The organism is Streptomyces sp. BV286, assembly GCF_019090165.1.
In the GTDB taxonomy this organism is placed as follows: Bacteria; Actinomycetota; Actinomycetes; order Streptomycetales; family Streptomycetaceae; genus Streptomyces.
In genome coordinates, this window is record NZ_JAHRIB010000004.1 from 15597 (window position 1) to 38928 (window position 23332).

19 protein-coding genes and 1 pseudogene are annotated in these 23332 nt (G+C 72.0%); 10 read left to right on the plus strand and 10 right to left on the minus strand.

Annotation, left to right across the window (positions count from 1 at the left end; genetic code table 11):
* Positions 1-9: 9 nt before the first annotated feature.
* Positions 10-1179, minus strand: a complete 1170-nt coding sequence (locus tag KUF83_RS00410; RefSeq protein WP_217452449.1) for a steroid 3-ketoacyl-CoA thiolase — start codon at positions 1177-1179, stop codon at positions 10-12.
* A gap of 311 nt (positions 1180-1490) precedes the next feature.
* Between KUF83_RS00410 and KUF83_RS00415 the strand changes: the two genes are divergently transcribed.
* Both KUF83_RS00415 and KUF83_RS00420 read left to right on the plus strand, forming a co-directional pair.
* Entirely contained in the window at positions 1491-2735 is a 1245-nt protein-coding gene (locus KUF83_RS00415; protein ID WP_217452450.1) for a cytochrome P450, read from the plus strand.
* A gap of 222 nt (positions 2736-2957) precedes the next feature.
* Positions 2958-4595: a hypothetical protein gene (locus KUF83_RS00420; RefSeq protein ID WP_217452451.1), complete on the plus strand. Its 1638-nt coding sequence runs from the start codon at positions 2958-2960 to the stop codon at positions 4593-4595.
* On the opposite strand, the gene KUF83_RS00425 is transcribed toward KUF83_RS00420, so the two are convergent.
* The gene (locus KUF83_RS00425; protein ID WP_217452452.1) at positions 4528-6588 is read right to left on the minus strand and encodes a bifunctional glycosyltransferase 87/phosphatase PAP2 family protein; all 2061 of its coding nucleotides are present in this window, start codon (positions 6586-6588) and stop codon (positions 4528-4530) included. The genes KUF83_RS00420 and KUF83_RS00425 overlap by 68 nt on opposite strands.
* A gap of 310 nt (positions 6589-6898) precedes the next feature.
* Here KUF83_RS00425 and KUF83_RS00430 point away from each other — a divergent pair, with 310 nt between their 5' ends.
* Positions 6899-7570: an O-methyltransferase gene (locus KUF83_RS00430; RefSeq protein ID WP_217452453.1), complete on the plus strand. Its 672-nt coding sequence runs from the start codon at positions 6899-6901 to the stop codon at positions 7568-7570.
* A gap of 154 nt (positions 7571-7724) precedes the next feature.
* Here KUF83_RS00430 and KUF83_RS00435 read toward each other — a convergent pair whose 3' ends face one another.
* Positions 7725-8120 carry a hypothetical protein gene (locus KUF83_RS00435; RefSeq protein WP_217452454.1) on the minus strand — a complete coding sequence of 132 codons (396 nt, stop codon included), beginning with the start codon at positions 8118-8120 and terminating at the stop codon, positions 7725-7727.
* 171 nt (positions 8121-8291) lie between these two features.
* Between KUF83_RS00435 and KUF83_RS00440 the strand changes: the two genes are divergently transcribed.
* The gene (locus KUF83_RS00440; RefSeq protein WP_217452455.1) at positions 8292-8696 is read left to right on the plus strand and encodes a DUF1992 domain-containing protein; all 405 of its coding nucleotides are present in this window, start codon (positions 8292-8294) and stop codon (positions 8694-8696) included.
* A gap of 186 nt (positions 8697-8882) precedes the next feature.
* On the opposite strand, the gene KUF83_RS42930 is transcribed toward KUF83_RS00440, so the two are convergent.
* The 3 genes from KUF83_RS42930 to KUF83_RS00455 all read right to left on the minus strand — a co-directional run bounded on the left by KUF83_RS42930 (position 8883) and on the right by KUF83_RS00455 (position 12676).
* On the minus strand, positions 8883-9695 hold the full coding sequence (locus KUF83_RS42930) for a hypothetical protein (protein WP_254643158.1): 813 nt from the start codon (positions 9693-9695) through the stop codon (positions 8883-8885).
* A 5-nt stretch (positions 9696-9700) separates the two neighbouring features.
* Positions 9701-10387, minus strand: coding sequence for a hypothetical protein (locus KUF83_RS00450; RefSeq protein ID WP_217452456.1), 687 nt, complete (start codon positions 10385-10387; stop codon positions 9701-9703).
* 180 nt (positions 10388-10567) lie between these two features.
* On the minus strand, positions 10568-12676 hold the full coding sequence (locus KUF83_RS00455) for an MFS transporter (protein WP_217452457.1): 2109 nt from the start codon (positions 12674-12676) through the stop codon (positions 10568-10570).
* A 334-nt stretch (positions 12677-13010) separates the two neighbouring features.
* On the opposite strand from KUF83_RS00455, the gene KUF83_RS00460 reads away from it, so the two are divergent.
* Complete coding sequence (locus KUF83_RS00460; RefSeq protein WP_217452458.1) at positions 13011-14207, plus strand: peptidoglycan-binding protein; 1197 nt, start codon at positions 13011-13013, stop codon at positions 14205-14207.
* A gap of 159 nt (positions 14208-14366) precedes the next feature.
* Here the strand turns inward: KUF83_RS00460 and KUF83_RS00465 are convergent, their stop codons facing one another.
* Entirely contained in the window at positions 14367-15050 is a 684-nt protein-coding gene (locus KUF83_RS00465; protein WP_217452459.1) for an HAD family hydrolase, read from the minus strand.
* A gap of 321 nt (positions 15051-15371) precedes the next feature.
* Between KUF83_RS00465 and KUF83_RS00470 the strand changes: the two genes are divergently transcribed.
* From KUF83_RS00470 to KUF83_RS00480, 3 genes are all read left to right on the plus strand, one after another.
* Complete coding sequence (locus KUF83_RS00470; RefSeq protein WP_217452460.1) at positions 15372-16016, plus strand: HNH endonuclease family protein; 645 nt, start codon at positions 15372-15374, stop codon at positions 16014-16016.
* 129 nt (positions 16017-16145) lie between these two features.
* Positions 16146-17789: an alkaline phosphatase D family protein gene (locus KUF83_RS00475; RefSeq protein ID WP_217452461.1), complete on the plus strand. Its 1644-nt coding sequence runs from the start codon at positions 16146-16148 to the stop codon at positions 17787-17789.
* A 472-nt stretch (positions 17790-18261) separates the two neighbouring features.
* Entirely contained in the window at positions 18262-18714 is a 453-nt protein-coding gene (locus KUF83_RS00480; RefSeq protein WP_217452462.1) for a DoxX family protein, read from the plus strand.
* 300 nt (positions 18715-19014) lie between these two features.
* Here KUF83_RS00480 and KUF83_RS00485 read toward each other — a convergent pair whose 3' ends face one another.
* Complete coding sequence (locus KUF83_RS00485; protein WP_217452511.1) at positions 19015-19614, minus strand: superoxide dismutase family protein; 600 nt, start codon at positions 19612-19614, stop codon at positions 19015-19017.
* 369 nt (positions 19615-19983) lie between these two features.
* On the opposite strand from KUF83_RS00485, the gene KUF83_RS00490 reads away from it, so the two are divergent.
* Positions 19984-20661: a DedA family protein gene (locus KUF83_RS00490; RefSeq protein WP_217452463.1), complete on the plus strand. Its 678-nt coding sequence runs from the start codon at positions 19984-19986 to the stop codon at positions 20659-20661.
* Between the two features lie 182 nt (positions 20662-20843).
* Here KUF83_RS00490 and KUF83_RS00495 read toward each other — a convergent pair whose 3' ends face one another.
* Complete coding sequence (locus tag KUF83_RS00495; RefSeq protein ID WP_217452464.1) at positions 20844-21083, minus strand: DUF2277 domain-containing protein; 240 nt, start codon at positions 21081-21083, stop codon at positions 20844-20846.
* Between the two features lie 142 nt (positions 21084-21225).
* On the opposite strand from KUF83_RS00495, the pseudogene KUF83_RS00500 reads away from it, so the two are divergent.
* Positions 21226-21546 (plus strand): annotated as a pseudogene (locus tag KUF83_RS00500) (hypothetical protein); the annotation flags it as partial.
* A 313-nt stretch (positions 21547-21859) separates the two neighbouring features.
* On the opposite strand, the gene KUF83_RS00505 reads toward KUF83_RS00500, so the two are convergent.
* Positions 21860-23278: a hypothetical protein gene (locus KUF83_RS00505; protein WP_217452465.1), complete on the minus strand. Its 1419-nt coding sequence runs from the start codon at positions 23276-23278 to the stop codon at positions 21860-21862.
* Positions 23279-23332 lie beyond the last annotated feature (54 nt).

Sequence of the window (23332 nt, forward strand, 5' to 3'; positions counted from 1 at the left end):
CTGCAAGAGCTACAACCGCTGGATGATCGTCCCCGTGGCCAGCGCTCCGCCCGCGCACATCGTGATGAGCGCGAACTCCTTGTCCCGCCGCTCCAGTTCGTGGAGCGCCGTGGTGATGAGCCGCGCCCCCGTCGCCCCCACCGGGTGACCCAGCGCTATCGCGCCGCCGTTCACGTTCACCTTCTCCAGGTCCTGTTCGAAGACCCGGGTCCAGCTCAGCACCACGGAGGCGAAGGCCTCGTTGATCTCGACGATGTCGATGTCCTTCAGGGACATCCCGGCCTTGCCCAGCACGGCCTTCGTCGCGTCGATCGGCCCGTCGAGGTGGAAGTGCGGGTCGGAGCCCACCAGCGCCTGGGCGACGATCCGGGCGCGCGGCCGCAGCTTCAGCGCCCGCGCCATCCGCTTGGACGCCCACATGATCGCGGATGCTCCGTCGGAGATCTGTGACGAGTTGCCCGCCGTGTGGACGGCCGTCGGCATGACCGGCTTCAGCCGCGCCAGAGCCTCCATGGAGGTGTCGCGCAGCCCCTCGTCCCGGTCGACGAGCCGCCACATGCCCTGCCCGGCACTCTGCTCGTCCTCCGTCGTGGGCACCTGCACGGCGAACGTCTCGCGCTTGAAGCGCTCCTCGGACCAGGCGATCCCGGCCCGCTCCTGCGAGACGAGTCCCAGCGAGTCGACGTGGGCGCGGGTGAGGCCGCGACGGCGCGCGATGCGCTCCGCCGCCTCGAACTGGTTCGGCAGATCCACGTTCCACTCGTCGGGGAACGGCTTGCCCGGCCCGTGCTTGGACCCGGAGCCCAGCGGCACCCGCGACATGGCCTCGACGCCGCACGAGATCCCGACGTCGATCACGCCCGCCGCGACCATGTTGGCGACCATGTGCGAGGCCTGCTGCGAGGAGCCGCACTGGCAGTCGACCGTCGTCGCCGCCGTCTCGTACGGCAGCCCCATGGCCAGCCAGGCCGTGCGGGCGGGATTCATGGACTGCTCACCGGCGTGCGTCACCGTACCGCCGACGATCTGCTCGACGCAGTCCGCGTGGATGCCGGTACGGCCGAGCAGCTCACGGTAGGTCTCGCCCAGCAGATAGGAGGGGTGCAGGTTGGCGAGCGCGCCGCCGCGCTTGCCGATGGGCGTGCGTACGGCTTCGACGATCACGGGTTCCGCGGCCATGGGGAGTTCCTCTCCTCGGGTCACCCGCGCGGCGCGGGCGTCCCGGCCCACCCGCCACGCTGAACTAGTACGCGTTCTAGTTCTGTCTGCAGTCTGCTGACACGGCGTCCGCCACCGCAAGGGTCGTGCAGCTCCCGAAGTCGCGATCTGCACCGATCCCGCACGCAATTCGGGGTGCCGCGCCTCTTGCCTCTTGTAGAACCCGTTACTACCTTCACGGCAATTCCCGGTTCCTGATGGGCCGTCAGAACTCGACAGTCAGTGCCCACCACCAGCACAGAACCCGACCGTCGCACGACCTGGAGTTGCCGATGCCCTGTCCAGCGCTGCCCGACGGGTTCGATTTCACCGACCCCGATCTGCTGCACCACCGCGTGCCCCTCCCGGAGTTCGCCGAGCTGCGTCAGGCCGAACCGGTGCGCTGGATCCCCCAGCCGCCCAATCTCGCAGGCTTCGAGGACGAGGGCTACTGGGCCGTCACCCGGCACGCCGACGTCAAGTACGTCTCCACGCACCCCGAGTTGTACTCCTCCACCCTCAACACCGCGATCATCCGCTTCAACGAGCACATGGAGCGCGACGCGATCGACGCCCAGCGGCTGATCCTGCTCAACATGGACCCGCCCGAGCACACCCGGGTCCGCCAGATCGTCCAGCGGGGCTTCACCCCTCGCGCCATCCGCGCCCTGGAGGAGAACCTGCGCGGCCGCGCGGTCCGGATCGTCGAGACCGCGCTCGCGGACGCCGGCCCCGGCGGTTCCTTCGACTTCGTCACCCAGGTCGCCTGTGAGCTGCCCCTGCAGGCGATAGCCGAGCTGATCGGCATCCCGCAGGACGACCGGGCCAAGATCTTCGACTGGTCCAACAAGATGATCGCGTACGACGACCCGGAGTACGCGATCACCGAGGAGGTCGGCCAGGAGTCGGCCACCGAGATCCTCGCCTACGCGATGAACATGTCCGCCGACCGCAAGCAGTGCCCCGCCAAGGACATCGTCACCACACTGGTGGCCGCCGAGAACGAGGGCAACCTCGCCTCCGACGAGTTCGGCTTCTTCGTGCTGATGCTGGCCGTCGCGGGCAACGAGACGACCCGCAACGCCATCACGCACGGCATGCACGCCTTCCTCACCCACCCCGACCAGTGGGACCTCTACAAGCGGGAGCGCCCGGCGACCGCCGCCGAGGAGATCGTCCGCTGGGCGACACCCGTCGTCTCCTTCCAGCGCACGGCGACCCAGGACACCGAACTGGGCGGCAAGCTGATCAGGAAGGGCGACCGCGTCGGCATCTTCTACTCGTCCGCCAACAACGACCCGGAGGTCTTCGACACGCCGGAGGTCTTCGACATCAACCGGGACCCGAACCCGCACCTCGGCTTCGGCGGCGGCGGCCCGCACTTCTGCCTCGGCAAGTCCCTGGCCACCCTGGAGATCGACCTCATCTTCAACGCGATCGCCGACGCGATGCCCGGCCTGCGTCTGGTCGGGGCCCCGCGCCGACTGCGCTCGGCCTGGATCAACGGCGTCAAGGAACTGCAGGTCAGCGCCGGTTGAGCCGCCGGTGACCCGCTTCGTGGGAGGCAGGGGCATTCCCCCCTACGCCCCGCCCCTGCCTCCCCCGGGTCCCACCGGACCCGGGCGGGAGGAACGTTTCCACTCCCTGGCACGTCTTCACGGGTGGCACAGACAACGCACACCTTCGAAGACTTCGAACGGAAACGCCGAGCCGTGGTCGCAGCCGAACCGTCCCCCCACCGGGCGGAAGGCGTCGGCTCCTTGCGGAAGCGGAACCTCCGGCCGGTTCCGGGACAACGCCGAGTGCCCCTCCTCGCCACCCTTGCGACCGTGCCGCTGTACGTCGTGTGGTGGCTGTTCCTCGCCACCGGCGGCGGTGATCTGGCGGCCCAGGAGGCCTGGGCGGACTTCGCATCCCGGCACGGCGACTCGGCGTACAGCCTCTTCTGGTACGGCGGGATGCACACCGCCAACTACAGCCTGATCTCGCCCTATCTGATGGCCGCCTTCGGCGTGCGGACGGTCACCGTGGCGGCCGGGCTGCTGGCCGCCTGGCTGGCCGCGGCGCTCATCGTCCGTACGGGGATCCGCCGCCCCCTCGGCCCGGCGCTGCTCGCGTCGCTCGCGCTGTGGTGCAACGTCGCGTCGGGGCGTACGACGTTCGCGCTCGGAGTCGCCTTCGGACTCGCCGCCTGCCTGCTGCTGACCCGCGAGCGGCGGATACCGCAGGCCGTGGCGTACGCGGCGCTCTCGGCCATGGCGAGCCCGGTGGCAGGCCTGTTCCTGGTCGTCGCGGGCGCCGGCCACGCCCTCGTGCGGGACCGGGGCCGGGCCGCCGCGCTGATCGTGCCCCCGGTCGTGGTGGTGGGCGCGACCACCCTGCTCTTCCCGTTCACCGGGGAGCAGTTGATGCCCGCCGCCCGGATCTGGCCGCCGGCGGTGATCGGTGTCGTCGTGCTGACGCTGGCCCCGCGCGGGTGGCGGGTACTGCGCTGGGGTGCCGTCGTGTACGCGGCCGGGACGGTTCTCACGTATCTGGTCCCCTCGCCCGTCGGCACGAACGTGGAACGCCTCGCGGAGCTGTTCGCGCCCGCCGCCCTGCTGGCCGCGCTGCTCGCCGTGCCGGGCTCCCGGCACACCTCGAAGGCCGACGCCCACCGGTGGCGCAGCAACAGAAGAAGGCGCGTCGCGCTCACGATGGCGCTGGTCTTCTCCGTGGGCTGGGTGGGCAAGAAGACCGTCGACGACCTGGAGGTGTCGACGGTGGTGCCCGCCTGGGCCCACGACACGACCAGCGTCGTGGAGGCCCTCGACCGGCTCGGCGCCGACCGCACCCGGGTCGAGGTGGTCCCGGCCCGCAACCACCGCGAGGCCACCGCGCTCGCCCCGCACGTCAACCTCGCACGGGGCTGGAACCGGCAGCTGGACATGGAGCGCGGCCGTCTCTTCTACGACGGGACGTTCTCGGAGAGGACGTACCGGGCCTGGCTGGACCGGTGGGCGGTCGGCTTCGTCGTGCTGCCCTCCGGGAAGCCGGACGGCTTCGCGGAGGACGAGGCGCGTCTGGTCAGGGGCGGCACCCCGTGGCTGGAGCCGGTGTGGCGGGACGCGAACTGGCGGATCTACCGGGTCCGCGGGGCGGTGCCGCTGGTGTCGCCGCCCGCCACGGTCCTGCGGGCCGACAGCGCCGAGATCGTGGTGCGTGTCCCGCGCCCCGGACCGGTGACCGTGCGGGTCGCCTTCTCGCCCTGGCTGTACGCCGAGGGCGGCTGCCTCGACAAGGAGGGCGAGTTCACGCGGCTGACGGTGACCGAGCCGGGCGAGTACCGGATCAGCTCGGGGTACGGCCCTTCGCCGGGACCGGCTCCGCGATGCCGGCCTCCTCGGCAGGTTCCGTGAGGGGCCGCGGCCTCGGCCTCGGTCCCTGGAGCAGATGGGTCAGCGCGAAGCCGGCGCCGACGACGGCCGCGCCGCCCACCGCGTCCAGCACCCAGTGGTTGCCGGTCGCCACGATCGCGGAGACCGTGAACAGCGGGTGCAGCAGGCCGAGAGCCTTCATCCACCACCGGGGGGCGAGGATCGCGATGACGAGCCCGCACCACAGCGACCAGCCGAAGTGCAGCGAGGGCATCGCCGCGTACTGGTTGGTGAGCGCGGTCAGCGTCCCGTAGTCCGGCTGGGTGAAGTCCTGCACGCCGTGCACGGTGTCGATGAAGCCGAGACCCGGCATCAGCCGCGGCGGGGCCAGCGGGTAGAGCCAGAACCCGACGAGCGCGAACAGCGTGGCGAAGCCGAGCGCCGAACGGGCCCAGCGGTAGTCGGCGGGCCGGCGGACGTACAGGACGCCGAGGACGCTCAGCGGCACCACGAAGTGGAACGACGTGTAGTAGAAGTTGAAGAAGTCCTCCAGCCACCCCACCCGCACGACCGCGTGGTTGACCCAGTGCTCGATGTCGATGAAGAGGAACTTCTCGATCGAGTGGATCTGCTCGCCGTGCTGCTCGGCGGTGGCCCGGCCGCCGCTGTTGGTGCCTCCGGTCGCCGCGAGCCTGACCTGCTGGTAGGCGGAGTAGCCGACACGGATCAGCAGCAGTTCGAGGAGCAGGTTCGGCCGGGTGAGGACCCGGCGCAGGAACGGCAGCAGGGGCACCCGCTTCCACCGGGTGGGCACGGGCTGCGCGTACCGCGTCGGGACCGGCGAGCGGTAGTACTCGGACGTACGCGACAGGAACGGGACGGCGGTCGCCGCGGCGAGGGCGGCGAGCAGGACGACGTTGTCGCGCAGCGGGTAGAGCGACTCCATGTTCGGCAGCATCATCTTCGCCGGCAGTGTCATCACCAGGATGACGGCGACCGGCCACACGTACCGGTCGCCCGCCTTCTTCCCGACCCGGCCGACCAGCGCGAGCAGCACCCACAGCAGCTGGTGCTGCCAGGTCGTCGGCGACACGAGGACGGCGACACAGCCGGTGATCGCGACGGCGAGCAGCAGTTGCCCGTCGCGGGCGTAGCGCACGGCGCGGCGCAGTCCGAGCACGGCGACGGCCGTGCCCAGCGTCAGGAAGAGCGCGATCTCCGGCGGGCCCTCGACGCCGATCCGCAGCAGCGCCCCGTGCAGCGACTGGTTGGCGAGGTCGTCGGCGGGCAGACCGAGGCCGACCCCGGCCAGGTGGTGCACCCAGTACGTGTACGAGTCGTGGGGCATCGCCGCCCAGGCGAGCGCCGTGAGCGCGGCGAAGGTGAGTCCGGTGGAGGCGGCGGCCCGGCGGCGTCCGGTGAACCACAGGAGCGGCGCGAAGAGGAGCACGGTCGGCTGCAGGGCCGCCGCGAGGCCGATGAGTACCCCGCTCGCCCGTTCCCCCCGCACGGCGAAGCAACCGAGGAGCACCAGCAGGACGGGGATGATGCTGGTCTGGCCGAGATACAGCGTGTTGCGCACGGGCAGCGACAGCATCAGCAGGGTGATCGCGACCGGAGCGGCCAGGAAGGCCGTACGACGGCTCACGGGCTGCGGCAGTGCGCGGGCGGCGACCAGGCCGAGGGCGGCGACCAGCAGCAGCGTGCCGAAGGTCCAGCCCCAGCCGAGGGCCTGTTCGGCCGCCCGGGTGAGGGGTTTGAGGACGAGTCCGCCCAGCGGTGTGCCCGTGAACCGCGTCGAGTCGTACAGCGATCCGTTCACGTGCAGCACGCCGTCGGGTCCGACCCAGGTCTCCAGGTCCGTCAGCCGTTCACCTTTCGGCGTGCTCAGGACAACGGCGACCTGCCGTACGGCCAGCACGGCGGCGACCAGCCAGAGGCCCGCGCGGACCATGCCCAGCCGTGCCTTCGCCGCCCCGGGCCCCGCCGCCCCGAAGGCGTCACCTGGTCGTCCACCGTGCTCCACGTTCGCCACGCGCCGTCGGCCCTCCCGCCCCGTTCGTCCCCTGCATCCCATGAGTCCCATGAGTCGCGTGCGCCTGATTCCTGTCCGAACCATATGAGGCTCGCACCACCCCCGACGTGAGACGCAGGCAACCCCCACTTCACCTGACGTCCTCCAGCCTTTTGTCCGGATGAAGGTGTTGTACGGCCGATGCGGACCCCTGGCACGCCGCGACGCGCGGGCGTGACGGAAATACAACCAGTCAACGTGCCGGTGACCGGCTATATTCGGCGACGCGACTAGTTAGGTCGTCTAACTAGGCAGGCGAAAGGTATGTCGCATGACCGATCCGCAGCTCTGGCACGACGTGGACGACTACTTCACCGGCCTCTTCACCCCGCCGGACGCCGCCCTGGACGACGCGCTGCGCGACAGTGACGCCGCCGGGCTGCCGCCGATCAACGTCGCCCCGCCCCAGGGCAAGCTGCTGCACCTCCTCGCCGCGGTCCAGGGTGCGACCCGCATCCTGGAGATCGGCACGCTCGGCGGATACAGCACCATCTGGCTGGCCCGCGCCCTCCCGCAGGACGGCCGGCTGATCACCCTGGAGTACAGCGGGCACCACGCCGAGGTGGCCCGGCGCAACCTCGCCCGCGCCGGCCTGGACAAGATCACCGAGGTCCGTGTGGGGCCCGCCCTGGACAGCCTGGCGAAGCTGGCCGAGGAGCAGTCCGCCCCCTTCGACCTGGTCTTCATCGACGCGGACAAGGTGAACAACCCGCACTACGTGGAGTGGTCGCTGAAGCTCTCCCGCCCGGGCGGCCTGATCATCCTCGACAACGTCGTCCGTGGCGGCGCCGTCACCGACGCCACCAGCGACGACCCGAGCGTGCGGGGCACCCGCGAGGCCCTCGAACTCTTCGCCGGGCACCCCAGGCTGAGTGCCACGGCGATCCAGACGGTGGGAGCGAAGGGGTACGACGGGTTCGCGCTGGCGCGCGTCCTGCCGTAGGCCCTGTCGGCCCAGGGCCTGTTGGCCCAGGCGCGGCTCACACCCCGCACGGGCTCCTTCCGCTCGCGTCCGGGCGCCGGCCCCCTCCCGCCCACATCGGGGCGCCGGCCCGTTCCGCCCACGACCGGGCGCGGGACCGTCGCCCTCGGGGCTCTCAGGCCTCGTGGTAGAAGCCCACGTTCACGCTGCACGGGCTCGTGCGGTCGTGGATGACGATCTCGCCGGCACCGCCCGGGGGCAGCTTCGCCGTCCCGCCGTACGGGAGCGCCTGCGGGGCCCCGCCCACCAGCGCGAACCGCACCTCGGAGGACGGGTCGTCGTGCGTGCCCCGCAGCCAGGTCACCTGCCAGGTCCCCTCGGGTCCGCACAGGAACTCCAGGTGGACCCGGGAGACGAACAGCCAGTCGTCGGGCGTCGCGAGGCGGCAGGCGCCCCGGTCGCGCCCCACCCGCAGCATGGCGCCCGGCTCGCTCGGCGCGTCGGCCATCTGCATTCCGGCCGTCGCGCCGGCGTCCGTCCCGGACACCGAGGCCATGGTGAGTTCGAGCACGTGCGCTCCTTCGTTCCCGCGCGTTCCCGCGATTCCAGTCGTGCCGCGCCGGGACACTGTCGATGCCCGGCGACGTACCGCCGCCGAATGATAAATCGCCCGGACGTGCAGCGTCCCGCACAGTCGCAATACAGCTCGGGGCGCTCTCGCGCCCTCCGGCACAATGGACCCATGACCGAGCGCAAGCCTCCCGGTGTCAGCTTCGAGTCCTGGATCGACAAGCAGATCCGCGAGGCGGAGGCCCGCGGCGAGTTCACCGAACTCGCCGGTGCGGGCAGGCCGCTGCCGAGCGGACCCGACACGTCGTACGACGAACTGTGGTGGATCAAGCAGAAGATGGCCCGCGAGGGCATGTCCGTGCTGCCCCCGACCCTGGCCTTGCGCAAGGAGGCGGAGGACGCGCTGGAGGAGGCCGCCGGGGCGCCCTCGGAGCGGGTGGTGCGCCGGATCGTCACGGAGATCAACGCGAAGATCCGCGAGATGATGTTCAAGCCGCCGCCCGGACCGCCGTTGGGCCTCAAGCCGTACGACGTGGAGGAGATCGTCCGCGCGTGGCACGAGCGCCGCGCCGGCTGATACATCAGGGGCGGGACGCGCCGAGGCAGACACGAGTGGGCCCCGCCCGGGCGATGTGCCGGGCGGGGCCCACTCGTGTCCCGTCCGCGCACCGCCGGACGGGGCCTTCCGTCTGATCACCCAAGTCACCTGCCGCGCAACGGAGTTGGCGGGGGCGGGTGGGTCGCGGGTGGGTCACAGGGTGGGTCACATCTTCAGGAGCCGTTCGGCCAGTTCGCGGTAGTCCCGCAGGGCCAGCCTCAGCTGCTCCGTGTCGGTCTTGTCGTCGCCGGTGGTCTGCCATGACGTACGCAGGGTGCGCCGCCGCTGGGTCACGGCGTCGGCGAACCGCTCCGCGACCTCCTGCAGCACCTGGTCCGCCTCCTCGACCGAGCCGCGCGGCCCGTCGACGAACGCGGTGACCGCGTGCTGCAGCCGCAGCGACCACTTGTCGCCCTCGTCGTGCGGCATGAGCCGCCCGCCGACGTTCTCGGCGCTCCCGCCGCTCGCCCTCGTCCCGGCGCCGACGACGCCGTCGCGGGACGCGTGGTTCCGGCCGCCGTGGCCGTCCTCGTGCGCACCCGCACCCGCACCCGCTCCCGCTCCCGCCGGGCCGGGGATGCCGCCCTCGTGAGCCGGTGAACCGTCGCGTTCCACCGAGTCCGGACGGGCCGGCACGCTTTCACGGGCCGCCGAGTCCCGGCCGCCGCGCACACCGTCCTGGCCCGCCGTGTCACGGCCGCCCAGCACGTCGTCACGCGTGCCCGACCCGGCCCGTGCCCCGACGCCCTCGGGGGCGCGGGGCGAGGTCTCACGCTCACCCGCACCGGCGGACGTGCCGGGGACGGCAGAGGCAGCGCCGGTACGCGTACCGGAACCCTCGCGCCCGATCACACTCTCGCGCACCGTGTCACCGCCACCGCCGGTCCTGCTCGCGCCACCCGTTCCCGGTGTCCTCGTCACGTCGTCCCGCTCGCCGCGCCGGTCCTTGGACGGTCCAGCCGCAGTGTTGTCCTGCATGCTTCTCAACTCCCCTTCACATGGCGCCTGTTGAGCGCCCACGGCGCGTGCGAACGGCCGCGGGAGCTGTCGGTCCGGGAGCTCGCGGCTGCTTCCGCGTCGCCCTGCTCGGCCTTGCCCAGCCGCGCCCTGTCGTCACGGCCGGAAGTCGTCAGGTCCTCGAAGAGGGCCCGGGCCTCGACCAGGGCCTCACGCAGTTCCTCGGTACCGGCCCGGCCGGCGTCCGCGCCGTTCGCGTGCGCGGCCAGGTGGACGCGCCGGTAGCCGTTCACGTGGTGCGCGTGGTGCACGGAGAGCGCGGAGAGCTGCTCCTCGTAGCGGCCACCGTCCGGGAACCCGCGCGCGCCCGCCACCTCGGCGAGCAGCCGGTCCGCCTCGACGACCGCGTCACGCGGCGAGTCGACGAACTGCTCCTGGATCGCGGTCCAGCGGACCGCGTACCGGTCCTGCGCCGCGGGGTCCAGCGGCTGCGTACGCAGCGACCCGTGCCGCTCCACGCGCTCCTCGAGCTCGCGTTCGGCAGCCTTGGTGTCGCCGTCGTGCCGGGCGACCGCCCGGTCGTACTCGGGCCCGAAGCGCCGCTTCAGACCTCGCCCGCCGCCCGCACCGCGGGCCATCACGAGCCGTGCGATCACGACGGCGGCTAGGGCCACCGCGACCACGATCAGAACGATGATCACGCCTGTGGACATGGATTGCCTTCCGGGTTCTGGGCCCAGTGGGCCACCAGTGGGCCGCTTCACAGGTCGGGTTGCCCGGAGTGGGCCGTCCAAACGGCAACAGTCACATTCGGGAGAAGGGGCGGCGCCGGTCAGGGCGCTCCCGGAACGGTTCCCGTTCGCCGCGGTGGTGCAAGGCGGCGCCGGGGCACCTCACTTGCCGAGCCAGGCCCGGCCGGCCGGCCCGGGCGCCGCCCCGTCGTGCGGCCGCTCCTCGTCGGAACCGCACATCTCGGCGTTCAGCTCCGCCACCAGCTGGGTGAGGTCGGTGGGCCGGTCAGGTCCCCACCAGTCACCGAGGAGTTCGGCGAGGGAGTCCTCCCGGGCCGCGGCCAGTTTCTCGGCCACCTCACGGCCCTGCTCGGTGAGGACGAGATCGAGACCCTCGCGCACGACGAGACGCCGCTCCTCCACCTGGCGTGCGGCCGCGATGACGATGTGCAGGGGAACCGAGCTGCGTTCGGCGAGGGTGGCCGCTTCGGCCCAGCCGTGACGCCGGATGCGCAGCAGCAGCCAGCTCGCGCCGGGCAGCAGGTCGTACCCGGCCCGGGCGGTGATCTTCTCGTAGATCTGCCGCCGCCCCTCCCGGGTGCCGAGCACGGACAGCGCGCGGCACACCTCGTCGTACGAGGTGCGTTCCACGGGGTTGCTGGCGAGGGTCTGGGTGCCGTCGGGCGCCGTCACCGAGGCGCGCAGCCGGTCCTCGCGAAGGAACCAGGCGAGCACGAACCCGACGAGGGCGACCGGCGCCGCGTACAGGAAGACGTCCGTGATGGAGACGGAGTACGCCTCGACGACGGGCGCCCGGAGTGCGGGCGGCAGGTCGGCGATGATCTTCGGATCGGACTTCAGCGCGTCGGCGCCGAGGCTCGGCGGGAGCTCCTGGCCGCGCAGGACGGTGGCGAGTTCGTCGCTCAGGCGGCTCGCGAAGAGCGAGCCGAAGATGGCGACACCGAACGAGGCGCCGATGGAGCGGAAGAAGGTGGCGCCGGAGGTCGCGACGCCCAGATCCTCGTACGAGACGGCGTTCTGCACGATCAGGACGAGGACCTGCATGACCAGGCCGAGCCCCAGGCCGAACACGAGGAAGTACGCGCTCATCTCGCCCGTGGAGCTGTCCGCGTCGAGGCGGTGCAGGAGGAGCAGCCCGAGGGCCGTCACGGCCGTGCCCGCGATGGGGAACACCTTCCAGCGGCCCGTGCGGCTGACGATCTGCCCGGAGACGGTCGAGGAGACCAGCAGTCCGGCCACCATCGGCAGCATGTGCACGCCCGACATGGTGGGCGAGACACCCTGGACCACCTGGAGGAACGTCGGCAGGTACGTCATGGCGCCGAACATCGCGAAGCCGACGACGAAGCTGATCACCGCGGCGAGGGTGAAGGTGCGGATCCGGAACAGCTTCAGCGGGAGCACCGGTTCGGCGGCGCGGCGCTCGACCGCCACGAAGACCACGATGAGCACGGCGCCCAGTACGGCGAGCCCGACGATCTGCGGCGAGTCCCACGCCCAGGTGTTGCCGCCGAGCGAGGCGACGAGGACCAGGCAGGTGGCGACGGACGCAATCAGGAGCGTGCCGAGGTAGTCGATCGTGTGGCGCCGGGAACGGACCGGGATGTGCAGGGCGGCGGCGATGACGGCGAGCGCGACGATCCCGACGGGAAGGTTGATGTAGAAGACCCAGCGCCAGCTCAGATGCTCGGTGAACAGGCCGCCGAGCAACGGCCCGAGGACACTGGTCGCGCCGAAGACCGCACCGAACAGGCCCTGGTACTTGCCCCGTTCGCGCGGGGAGACGAGGTCGCCGACGATCGCCATCGACAGCACGATGAGTCCGCCGCCGCCGAGGCCCTGGAGGGCACGGAAGGCGATCAGCTGGGGCATGTTCTGCGCCATGCCGCACAGCGCGGAGCCGATGAGGAAGATCACGACGGCTATCTGGAACAGCTTCTTGCGTCCGTACTGGTCACCGAGTTTGCCCCAGAGCGGGGTGGCGGCCGTGGAGGCCAGCAGGTACGCCGTGACGACCCACGAGAGGTGGTCCAGGCCGCCGAGGTCGCTGACGATGGTCGGCAGCGCGGTCGACACGATCGTCTGGTCGAGCGCGGCGAGCAGCAGCCCCAGGAGCAGCGCCCCGATCGGGACGAGGACACCGCCCGGCTTCCGCTCCTGACCGGCCGGTGCGCCGCGCGGACGGTTCCGGGCGTCGCGGGATGTCTTCCGTGTGTTCACGCCGTCCGAACCGTGCGCGTCCCCGGCCATGAAGACCTCCCGGCCACGAGAATCCCGTTGCTCTTCCATCCTGGTCGGTGTGACCGGTTATGGCCTGTTGAATCCAGCCAGGAGCCCTGGATTCCGGGGGTATCCGGGAGATTGTGTGGAGGGGGTCTGCATAATCGCTGGTGTTCGAATGGGGAGGGATCCACACGTGAGTGACCGGAGCGGTCATATATGTCCGGAATGCGGGACACCTAGGGAGCCGGGAGGCTCCCCCGCCTGCGGCTGCGCCCGCAGAGCGGCGGACGAGCTCCTGGAGACCCGCACCGCGGAGGCGGCCGCCGCGGAGGACTTCGACCCGCTGCGCATCCGCCCCTACGTGGACCTGGGGGTAAGGGACACCTCGGCCGACGCCGCATCCCCGGGCACCTCCACCGAACCGGCGACCGCTGAGGACCACCCCGGGCCCGGCTCGCGGTCGGCCGCGGCCACGGCCCCGACCGGCACCGCGAGCGAGAGGCCGCCCGGGGCCGGGGGTCTCACCGGACACGGAAGCACGGGCGGCACGGGGATCCCGTACACCGGGGCACCCGCCTCGTACGGCACCGACGGCTCCGCCCCGTACGGAACCGGGGGCCACCCCGGGCCGCAGGGCCACGCGGGGCCCGACGGCCGGGAAACCCTCGCGACACCCATGCCCTCGGCCGGCCACACGGGCCTGCACGGCCCACCGGACCTACGTGACTCACAGGGCTCACAGGGCTCACAGGAGCATCAGAGTCCGCTCGACGCCTTTGGGGCGTCCGGCACTCCGGGGGCCCACCCCGCCGACGCGTTCGCCGACACCGACGCGACCTCGCGGCTGCCCCGCCTGGCGGCCCTGCCGCACCCGGTCGGCACCCATCTCTTCGACACCCGGCCACCCGGCCCCGATGCGGCCCCCGCCCCCGCTGCCGCCGACTTCCCGGACGACTCCGCCGAGGTCCCGAGCCGGCGCCGCCGTTTCGCGCTCGTGGGCGCCGGCGCCACCGCGGTCGTGGTCGCGGCCGCCGGGTTCGCGAGCGGGCTGTTCTCGTACGAGTCGCCGTCGCGGGACAGCGCCGCGCCGGACGACATACGCGCGAGCGTGCCGGACGCGTCCGTGGAGGAGCGGTCGCCGTCGGCCTCCGCGTCACCGAGCCCGTCGCCGTCGGCGTCCCCGTCCGCGTCGCCCAGTCCGAGCGTCACACCGTCGGCCACACGGCCGGCCGCCCCGCCCACCCCGTCCCGGGCGGCCAGCACGTCGAGTACGCCGTCGGCCGACTCCCCGACGGGTACCACCCGGCCGCCCTCGGGCCCACCGGAGAAGGGCGTGCAGCCGGTCCTGCGCCGCGGCGACACCGGCCCGGAGGTCACCGAACTCCAGCTCCGCCTGCAGCAGTTGGCACTCTTTGTGGGCAACTCGGACGGCGACTACGACAACCGGACCGAGAACGCCGTACGCAACTACCAGGTCACCCGGGGCATCAACGAGGAACCGGGCGTGTACGCCGAAGAAACCAGGAACCGCCTGGAAACGGAAACGTCAGAACCGTAACCCCGCCCCGTCTTCAGGCGCGCGGGGGCGCCGAACCCCCACCCGCAGCCCCGCCCCTTCAGGGGCGCGGGGAACTGCGCGACCAGCCACGAAGCACCCACACCCTCCCCCACAACCCCTGGCGCCCCGAGCCGTCCCCCGTCAACCCGAACCCGCACGTCACCCCACGTGCAGCCGAACCGCCCCACCCTCAGCACCGTCGACACCCTCGATGACCTCGACCCGAACCTGCCGAAGATCCCGCACCACCACGTCCGGCCGATGAAACGCGGCCCGGGGACCCACCCCGACCACCCGCATTCCGGCGGAGCGCCCTGCCGAGATCCCCGCCCCCGAGTCCTCGAACACCACACAGTCCTCGGGCGCCACACCCAACTCGGCCGCCGCCTTCAGGAACCCTTCGGGATCCGGCTTGCTCGCCCCGACGGACTCGGCGGTGATCCGCAGCTCGGGCAGCGCCAGTCCCGCCGCCCCCATCCGCGCGGCGGACAGCGCCACATCCGCGGACGTCACGAGCGCGTGCGGCACCCCGCGCAGGGAGGCCAGGAACTCCGCGGCCCCGGGGATCGCCACGACCCCGTCCATGTCGGCGGTCTCCTCGGCGAGCATGCGCGCGTTGTCCGCGTGGTTCTGCTCCATGGGCCGGCCGGGCAGCAGCACCGCCATCGACGCGTATCCCTGCCGTCCGTGGACGACCTTCATGACCTCGTCCCCGTCGAGCCCGTGCCGGTCGGCCCAGCCGCGCCAGACGCGCTCGACGACGGCGTCCGAGTTGACGAGGGTGCCGTCCATGTCCAGCAGCAGGGCACGGGCGGTCAGCACGGTCGTGGCCGTCATCGGCATGCTCCAAAGCGTGGAAGAGGGGGCCACGCACGGCCCCCGGGGAACAAGGCGGCCCCGTCCGCCGGTCAGGGAGAACGGACGGGAGCCACTTTGTTCCCCCACGGTACAAAACAAAGGGGCGATCCCGCCACCACTCCCGGGGACTCATTCCGCACAAGGGCACGACAAACCGGGCGGCCCGACCCGAAAGTCCCGCCATAAACCTTGTCGTGTCATGCCCGCGTCATTAACTTCTCACCTGACGCTCATCTCCCGGAAACCGGCCACCGCGAGCATTCAGTCGCCCGCTGGTCAACTTCCCCCCGCCCCAAGGGAGTTCGCATGCCCAGGTTCTACGCGCGTCGACGGCTGAGTCTAGCCGCCGCCTTCACCGGACTGATAGCCATGGCCGGCCTCTTCAACGGCCCGGCCGCCTCCGCCGCCCTGCCCACCCCGGTCAGCGCCGCCACCGCCCGCACCTACCTCGCCTCGCTCACCGTGGCGACCGAGGACCGCACCGGCTACAACCGTGATCTCTTCCCCCACTGGATCACCATCAGCGGCACGTGCAACACCCGTGAGACGGTCCTCAAGCGGGATGGCACGAACGTCGTCACCAGCTCCGCCTGCGCGGCCACCAGCGGCAGCTGGTACTCCGTCTACGACGGCGCGACCTGGACCGCCGCCTCCGACCTCGACATCGACCACCTCGTCCCGCTGGCCGAGGCCTGGGACTCCGGCGCCGACAGCTGGACCACCTCGCAGCGCCAGGCCTTCGCCAACGACCTCACGCGCCCCCAGCTCATCGCCGTCACGGACAACGTGAACCAGTCGAAGAGCGACCAGGACCCGGCCGAGTGGATGCCGTCCCGCACCGCCTACGCCTGCACCTACGTGCGCGCCTGGGTCCAGGTGAAGTACTACTACGACCTCTCCGTCGACTCCGCGGAGAAGAGCAAGCTCAGCTCGGTCCTCAGCGGCTGCTGACCGGAAGTCCCGGGATCTGCCGCAGCCGCTGACCGAAAGTCCCCGGGATCTGCCGCGATCTCTCGCCGGAACCTCCCCACCGACCTCCGTCGTTCCGTACCGTACGGGGCGATGGAGGAGGCTGATCACGTGGCGAATCTGCGCCTGGGTCCACTGCTGAGGTACGTCGACGGCTCGTCCGCGACCGTCTGGGTCGAGGCGAGCCGTCCGTGCACGGCCGAGGTGCGCTGCGCGGACGGCGCCGGCGGTGAGACCCGCACCTTCCAGATCGCGGGCCATCACTACGCCCTGGTCCAGGTGACCGGACTGACACCGGGCACGACCTCCGCGTACGAGGTCCTGCTCGACGGGGCGCAGGTCTGGCCCCTGCCCGACTCGCCGTTCCCGCCCTCCGCCATCCACACCCCGGTGGACGGCCAGGAGGCCGTCCAGGTCGCCTTCGGCTCCTGCCGCTGGGCCTCGCCGCCCGCCGGCGAGAAGGACCCGGTGGGCCCGGACGCCCTGGACACCCTCGCGGCCCGGATCGCCGGGGACCCGCAGGGCGAGCGCCCGGACGTCCTGCTGCTGCTGGGCGACCAGGTGTACGCGGACGAGGTGTCCAAGGCCACCCGCCACTGGCTGAAGGCCCGCCGAGGCCTGCACGAAGCCCCGGGCGCCGAGGTCGCGGACTACGAGGAGTACACGCACCTCTACTACGAATCGTGGCTCGACCCCGAGGTCCGCTGGTTGCTCTCCACGGTGCCCAGCTGCATGATCTTCGACGATCACGACGTCATCGACGACTGGAACACCAGCGAGGCCTGGGTCACCGACATGCGGGCCACTCCCTGGTGGCGCGAGCGTGTCCTGAGCGGCCTGATGTCGTACTGGGTCCACCAGCACCTCGGCAACCTCTCCCCCGACCACCTCGCCGAGGACCCCCTGTACGCGGCCGTCCGCGCCACCCCCGACGGCACGGACGCCCTGCGCGACTTCGCGTCCCGGGCCGACGCCGAGCCCGCCTCGGTCCGCTGGAGCTACCGCCGCGACTTCGGCCGCGCCCGCCTCCTGATGGTCGACAGCCGCGCCGCCCGTGTCCTCGACGAGCAGAACCGTTCGATGCTCGACGAGGAGGAGTGGACCTGGCTCCGGGAACAGGCACTGGAGGGGACCGGCGCGTACGACCACCTCCTCATCGGGACCTCACTGCCCTGGCTGCTCCCCAACCTCGTGCACGACGCGGAAGCGTGGAACGCCGCGATGTGCCGGGGCGAGCGGGGCCAGCGCTGGGCGCGGCGGGGGGAGAACCTCCGGCGGGCGGCCGACCTGGAGCACTGGGCGGCGTTCCCGTCGTCCTTCGACGCGCTGGCGGAGCTGATCGCCGAGGCCGGCTCGGGCCCCGGGGCACCGGCGACGGTGTGCGTGCTGTCCGGGGACGTGCACCACGCGTACATCGCCGAGCCGGTCTGGCGGAAGGGCCTGCCGGGGCCGGACGCCCGGGTGGTCCAGCTGACCTGCTCCCCCGTCCACAACTCCATCCCGCCCTACATCAAGATCGGCTTCCGCTTCGGCTGGAGCGGGGTGGGCCGGGCCATCGGCCGCCGCTTCGCCCGGCACGGCAGGGTCACGCCCCCGCCCGTCGACTGGCGCAAGACCGGGGGCCCCTGGTTCGGCAACCAGCTCATGACGCTGACCCTGCGCGGCCGTTCGGCCCGGCTCCGGCTCGACCACGCGCGGGAGGATCGCGGCGGCGGGGCCAGTCTGCGGACGATCGACGAATCGGAGCTCAGCTAGCCCGCGGCCGCGGGTATTCCGCGGCCGCGGGAGTGACGGCGGCGCCGACGGGTGAAGGGCGGACAGGCGAAGCGCGGACGGGTAGGGGCGGACGAGTTGTTCGCGCGGACCGGGCAGGCGCCCCATCCCTCGATATCTGATGTTCCGTCATATACGTGCGCAATCAAGGTAGTTCGCGAACGACGCCTGGCCGGATGACGTGCGTCAGGTGACCGCGGCCGGTGCCGTCCGCGTGTGGACTCGGTCACCCCGCCGGACACCGCCGAGCCGGCGCCGGGCCGCGCTTCGGGCGGTCGCCGCCCAGGCCGGACAGGGGGTGGAGCCCTGTTCGACAGCCACTTCGATGACTGAACCATGGCCAAAAGTTGAACTTGCAAGCGTTGAACAGGCAGACCTAACGTGGAGCACTCACTCGGTTCCGTCCCCCACCGGTCCCCCCAGGACCGCACTCAGACCGAAGGAGTTCCCCCACATGACCGGACGCCTCAACAGCGCCCAGCCGTACGCCATCGGCCTGTTCCGCATCGTCATCGGCCTGCTCTTCGCCTGCCACGGCGCCGTATCGCTCCTCGGCGTCCTCGGCGGCGTGGACGGCAAGGGCGCCACCGTCGAAACGGGCGCCTGGCCCAACTGGTACGCGGCTGTCATCGAGCTCGTCGGCGGCACCCTGGTCCTGCTCGGCCTCGGCACCCGCATCGCGGCGTTCATCGCCTCCGGCGCGATGGCCTACGCGTACTTCAAGGTCCACCAGCCCGAGGCCCTGTGGCCGATCGACAACAACGGTGAAGCTGCGGCCATGTACAGCTGGTCGATGCTCCTGCTCGTCTTCACCGGCTCGGGCGCGTTCGGCCTCGACCGGTTCTTCGCAGGCCGTTCGTCCGCGACGGCCGAGGAGAAGCGCACCACGGAGCCCGTCACGGCCTGACGCACGTACGGCTTGACGCACGTAGGGCCTGACGCACGTAGGGCCTGACGCATGTACAACCGGATGCACGCACAACCGGACGCACGCACAACCGGACGCACGCACAACCGGATGCGCCGCCGGACACACGACCGGTGACACGGTCGCCGGCACCACCGCACATGCGACTCCAGGCAGCGCCCGTCCCCTCACTCGGGGGCGGGCGCCGTCGCGTCGCCAGGTCCCTCGAACCGGCAGGCCCGTCGCACCGCCGCGCCTGCGAGCCGAACGGCCTGACGAACCGACAGGCCTGGCGGGCTCTCAGGTGGCCCACCCGAAGGGCACGGTGAAGCACGCCAACCGCGCGCCGGAGCCGCCCTGTTCGCCGTGCAGCACGACGGAGGCGGCCTCACCGCGCCGGAAGTTCCACTCGTGGCGCGCGCTCACCCCGCCCGCACCCTTGGCATCGGCGGTGAAGTCGAGCCACACCTCGTTGTCCGCGTTCACGTCGGCGGGATCGGTGGACGGCCGGTGCTGATAGTGCCCGCCCGCCGCGGCCGGATCGGTACCGCACGGGTTGCGGTGTACATGCACCCCGTACGCGCGCCCCGGCTTCAATCCCGTCGCCCGCAGCCGCACCGTCGTACGCCCGCGCTCCTCGCTGTGCTGGCTCACCTCGATCCACGAGGCGGCGGGCACGAGCCCGGTGTCGTACGTGACGGCCGCCGACGGAACGAGGGCGCCGAGCGGAGCGAAGCGGGCGTCCGTCCGCATCCGGTAGCCGGGGGTCGTACCGGTGGCGTCCGGACCGGCGGCCGCCACGTCCGCGCCCTCCTCGCCGGGGACGCCCGGGCCGTCCGAAGCACCGGCCGCCCCTGCCGTGAACACGACCGATGCCAGAGCACCGACCACGAGCACCATCACTCCGGCCGACCTCACCGCTCTCGTGGTTCCCTCTGCTCCCGCTGTTGCCGCTGTTGCCGCTGTTGCCGCTGTTGCCGCTATTGCCTCTGTTGCCGCTGTTACTCCTGCTGCTGCCGTCATCGCCGGATCCGCTCCTCACACCGTCGGTCCCCCCATTCGTTGGTACGGGACGTACGACCGACCCGCCCCCGGGGGCGTGGCAGCCGAGTGAACATGGTGTGGCGAACCCACGATCCCCCTGTGGATCTCCAGTCGGACTCGAGGCGTACGCTGTATGGCTGTCACAGGCCGCTCCGGCCGCTCCCCCGCAGCATCGGGGGCACGCGGCACGGTCCGGGCCCACGGGGGAGACACAGGGGAGTTTCGGTGCTTGAGAGTGTGGGGTCGCTGTCCGGCACCCCTTGGATCTACAGCCAATGGATCTATGCCGTAGTGGCGCTGTCGGTCCTTTTCGACGTATTTCTGCCGGTGCTGCCGAGCGGCGTGCTCGTCATCACGGCGGCGACGGCGGCCGCGGCCGGCACCGGAGCCGCGGCGACCGCGCACGTGCCGGACATCCTGTCGCTGATCCTCTCCGCCGCGACCGCGTCGGTCCTCGGCGACCTGGTGGCGTACCGGCTGGCCTGGCGCGGCGGTGAGCGGCTGGACCGTGCCATCGCCCGCTCCCGCCGCCTGAGCAGCGCGCAGGAACGTCTCGGCGCGGCCCTCGCACGCGGCGGCGGCGCCCTGGTCGTCCTCGCCCGCTTCGCGCCCGCCGGCCGCTCGGTCGTCTCCCTCGGCGCGGGCGCCGCACACCGGCGCGTCCGCGAGTTCCTGCCCTGGTCGATCCTCGCGGGGCTCGCCTGGGCCGCGTACAGCGTCGCCCTCGGCTACTTCGGCGGGCAGTGGCTGGGCGCCACCTGGCTCGCGTCGGGCATCTCGCTGGTGGCGCTGTTCGGGGCGGGGGCGGGAGCGGCGTACCTGATGCGACGCCCGTCGCCGTTGCCGGTACCGCTGCCGGTACCCCTTCCGGTGCCCGTGGTGGAGGCGGGCCCGAGCGTCTGAGGCCTGGGGCGGGACCGGGTGCGACGGGACAGGGAGCGACGCCACCGGGGCCCATAGGGGCGCCGGTGCCCCTACCGGACATCAGGGCACCCCACAGCGGGGCCCGGTGAGCGCCCGCCCCGCGGGACCGCGCGGTGGGGCGCTCACCGGCCCATACAGCCAGGTATCCCGGGACCGTGCGGTCAGCCGGCCGCCCGGTGGGGCGGAGTGGTCTGCCCGCGCACCTCCAGGCCGCTCAGCAGTTCGGCCGTGGCCTCCGTGATCGCGTCGACCGCGCGATCGAAGACCTCGCGGTTGTGGGCGGCCGGGGCGCGGAACCCCGAGACCTTGCGGACGTACTGAAGAGCGGCGGCGCGGATGTCCTCCTCCGTGGCCTCTTCGGGCAGGACTGGGGGGCGAAGTGTCTTGATGCTCCGGCACATGCGTCCAGTCTCGCGCGCGGCACTGACAACGCGAGCGGAATCGGCGGTCCGTGCACCCCGTCCCGGCGTTCGCCCGTCACAGTTCGCGTGAAGTCCCCCGAGAAACTCGCATCCCAAAATCGAACAGGCGTAGCATTGTCGTGTGGCTGCGACCTACGAGTTCCCAAGCGACCTCCTGGCCGGTCAGGAGGAACTGCATCAGGTCCGGGCCGAGCTTCTGGCCCTGCTGAAGCGGCTTCCCTGGTCGGTCGAGCCCCTGGACGGCTTCAGTGACGACCACGGCTGGCGCAAGGTGGAGCGCCCCGCCTCCCCCGGTTGGACACCCGACGAACAGGCCGAGGTGGAGAAGCTGCGGGAACGCGAGCGGGAGCTCGCCGTCTACGTGACCTGCCACCGCTTCTGGTCGGAGGTCACGACCGCGGACAAGGTGGAGGCCCGGATGACCCTGAAGCACGTACGAGAGGCAGACGTACGCGAAGCGGACGCACGTGACGCGGACGCACAGGCAACGGACGCACAGGCAACGGACGCGCGGCAGGCGGACGTGCAGGGAACGGTTGCGCGGGAGGCGGGCGCACTGGAGTCGGGGGAGAAACAGGGACCCGCGTGAGGCCGCGCACTGGGCCGCGTGCCGCCGCACGCCCTCTCACCAGGGCTTCGGGCGGGCAGCGGGAAGGACTCTCCGCACCCGCCGGGATCCCCCTCAGGCCCCTCCCGGACCATTCCGGAACCGCCCTGACCATTCCGGAACCGCCCGGACGCTCCCGGACCGTCGCTCAGGCCCCGCCCCCGCGCTCTTCCCGGATCTGTGAGACCACGCCGGACACCGACCCGCGCACACCCTCCAGCTCGGTCAGGAAGTGCCAGTAGTCCGGGTGCCGGCCCTCCAGCGTGCCGATCGCGCGGTCCAGACGGGCCACCGCTTCGTCGAGGGGGCGCGCCTGCCGGGGGTCCGGGGTGCTGCGGCCGGCCATCGCGAGGCGCTGCGCGTCCCGGATCGCGAACCGCGTACGGTCGATCTCCCGCTGCGGGTCCTTCGACACCTCGTTCAGGCGGCGCAGCCGGTCCCCGGCGGCGGAGACGGCCTCGTCGGTGGTGTTCAGCAGCGCCCGGACCGTGGACAGCAGCGATGTGGCGTCCGCCCAGCGCTGCTCCTCGCGGGCGACCCGTGCCTCCGTCAGCTTCCGCTCGGCCTGGCGGACGGTCTCCGCGGACTGGTCCGGCACATGCTGGAGGTCCTGCCAGCAGGCGGCCGCGAACCGTCGCCGCAGCTCGCTGAGCACCGGGTCCACCTGCCCGGACCGCGTGGTGAGCGCCTGCGCGCGCGTCCGCAGCGAGACGAGACGGCGGTCGATCTCGGTGGCCCGCTCCGGCAGCCGCTCGGCCTCCGCGCGCACGGCTCCGGCATCCCTCGCGACCCGGTCGGCCCGCTCCAGGGTCTCGGGCACACCGTGCTGCCCGGCGCCCTGGTTGAGCCTGGTCAGCTCGGGGGCCAGCGCGGCGAGGCGGGCGGCCAGGTCGTCGGCCTTGAGACCCGATCCCCGTACGGCGTCCAGTGCGTTCGAAGCGGCGAGCAGGGACTGGCGGGCGCGCTCGACGGCCGGGGCGAGGCGGGCGAGCTGCGTCTCGGCCTTGCCGAGGAGCGGGCCGAGCCCCTGCTCGAAACGGTCCAGCTCCTGCTTGACGCGGGCCAGCTCGTCCTTGGCCCGGGTCAGCTCCGTACGTGCGTGGGCGGCGACGGAGGCCTCGAGGTCGTCGCGGTCGAGATCGTGCGCGTCCACCGCGCCGATGTACGTACTGCTGGCCTCGTCGATACGCCGGCCGAGCGCCTCGAAGTCGGCGACCACGCGGCGGGCCGCCGGGGAGTCGTCGACGGCGGTGATGGTCTCGATCGAGATGCGCAGATCACGCTGCGCCGTGTCGAGTTCGTAGAACGCGGCCGCCGCGGCGTCCTTCGCGGCCTGTGCCTCGGCCCGCTGGCTCTCGGAGCGCCCGCCGAACCACCGGCGGGTGCCGCCGCCCGCGAACGCGGCGGGCATGGCGAGCGCGAGGAGCGGAAGCGGCAGGAGGACGAGGGCCAGCAGGTCGCGGCCTGCGCCGCGGGTCCTCGCGGACCCGAATCCGGCACAGGAGGGAGGTACTTGCTGTGCGCATGGCACAAACGGCGTGTACGGCTGCGAAGGTGTCGCCGTCACTTCCCTCTCCCGTGCTGTGGTCCGTCCGGCCCCGGTGCCCCGTGCCATTCTCCC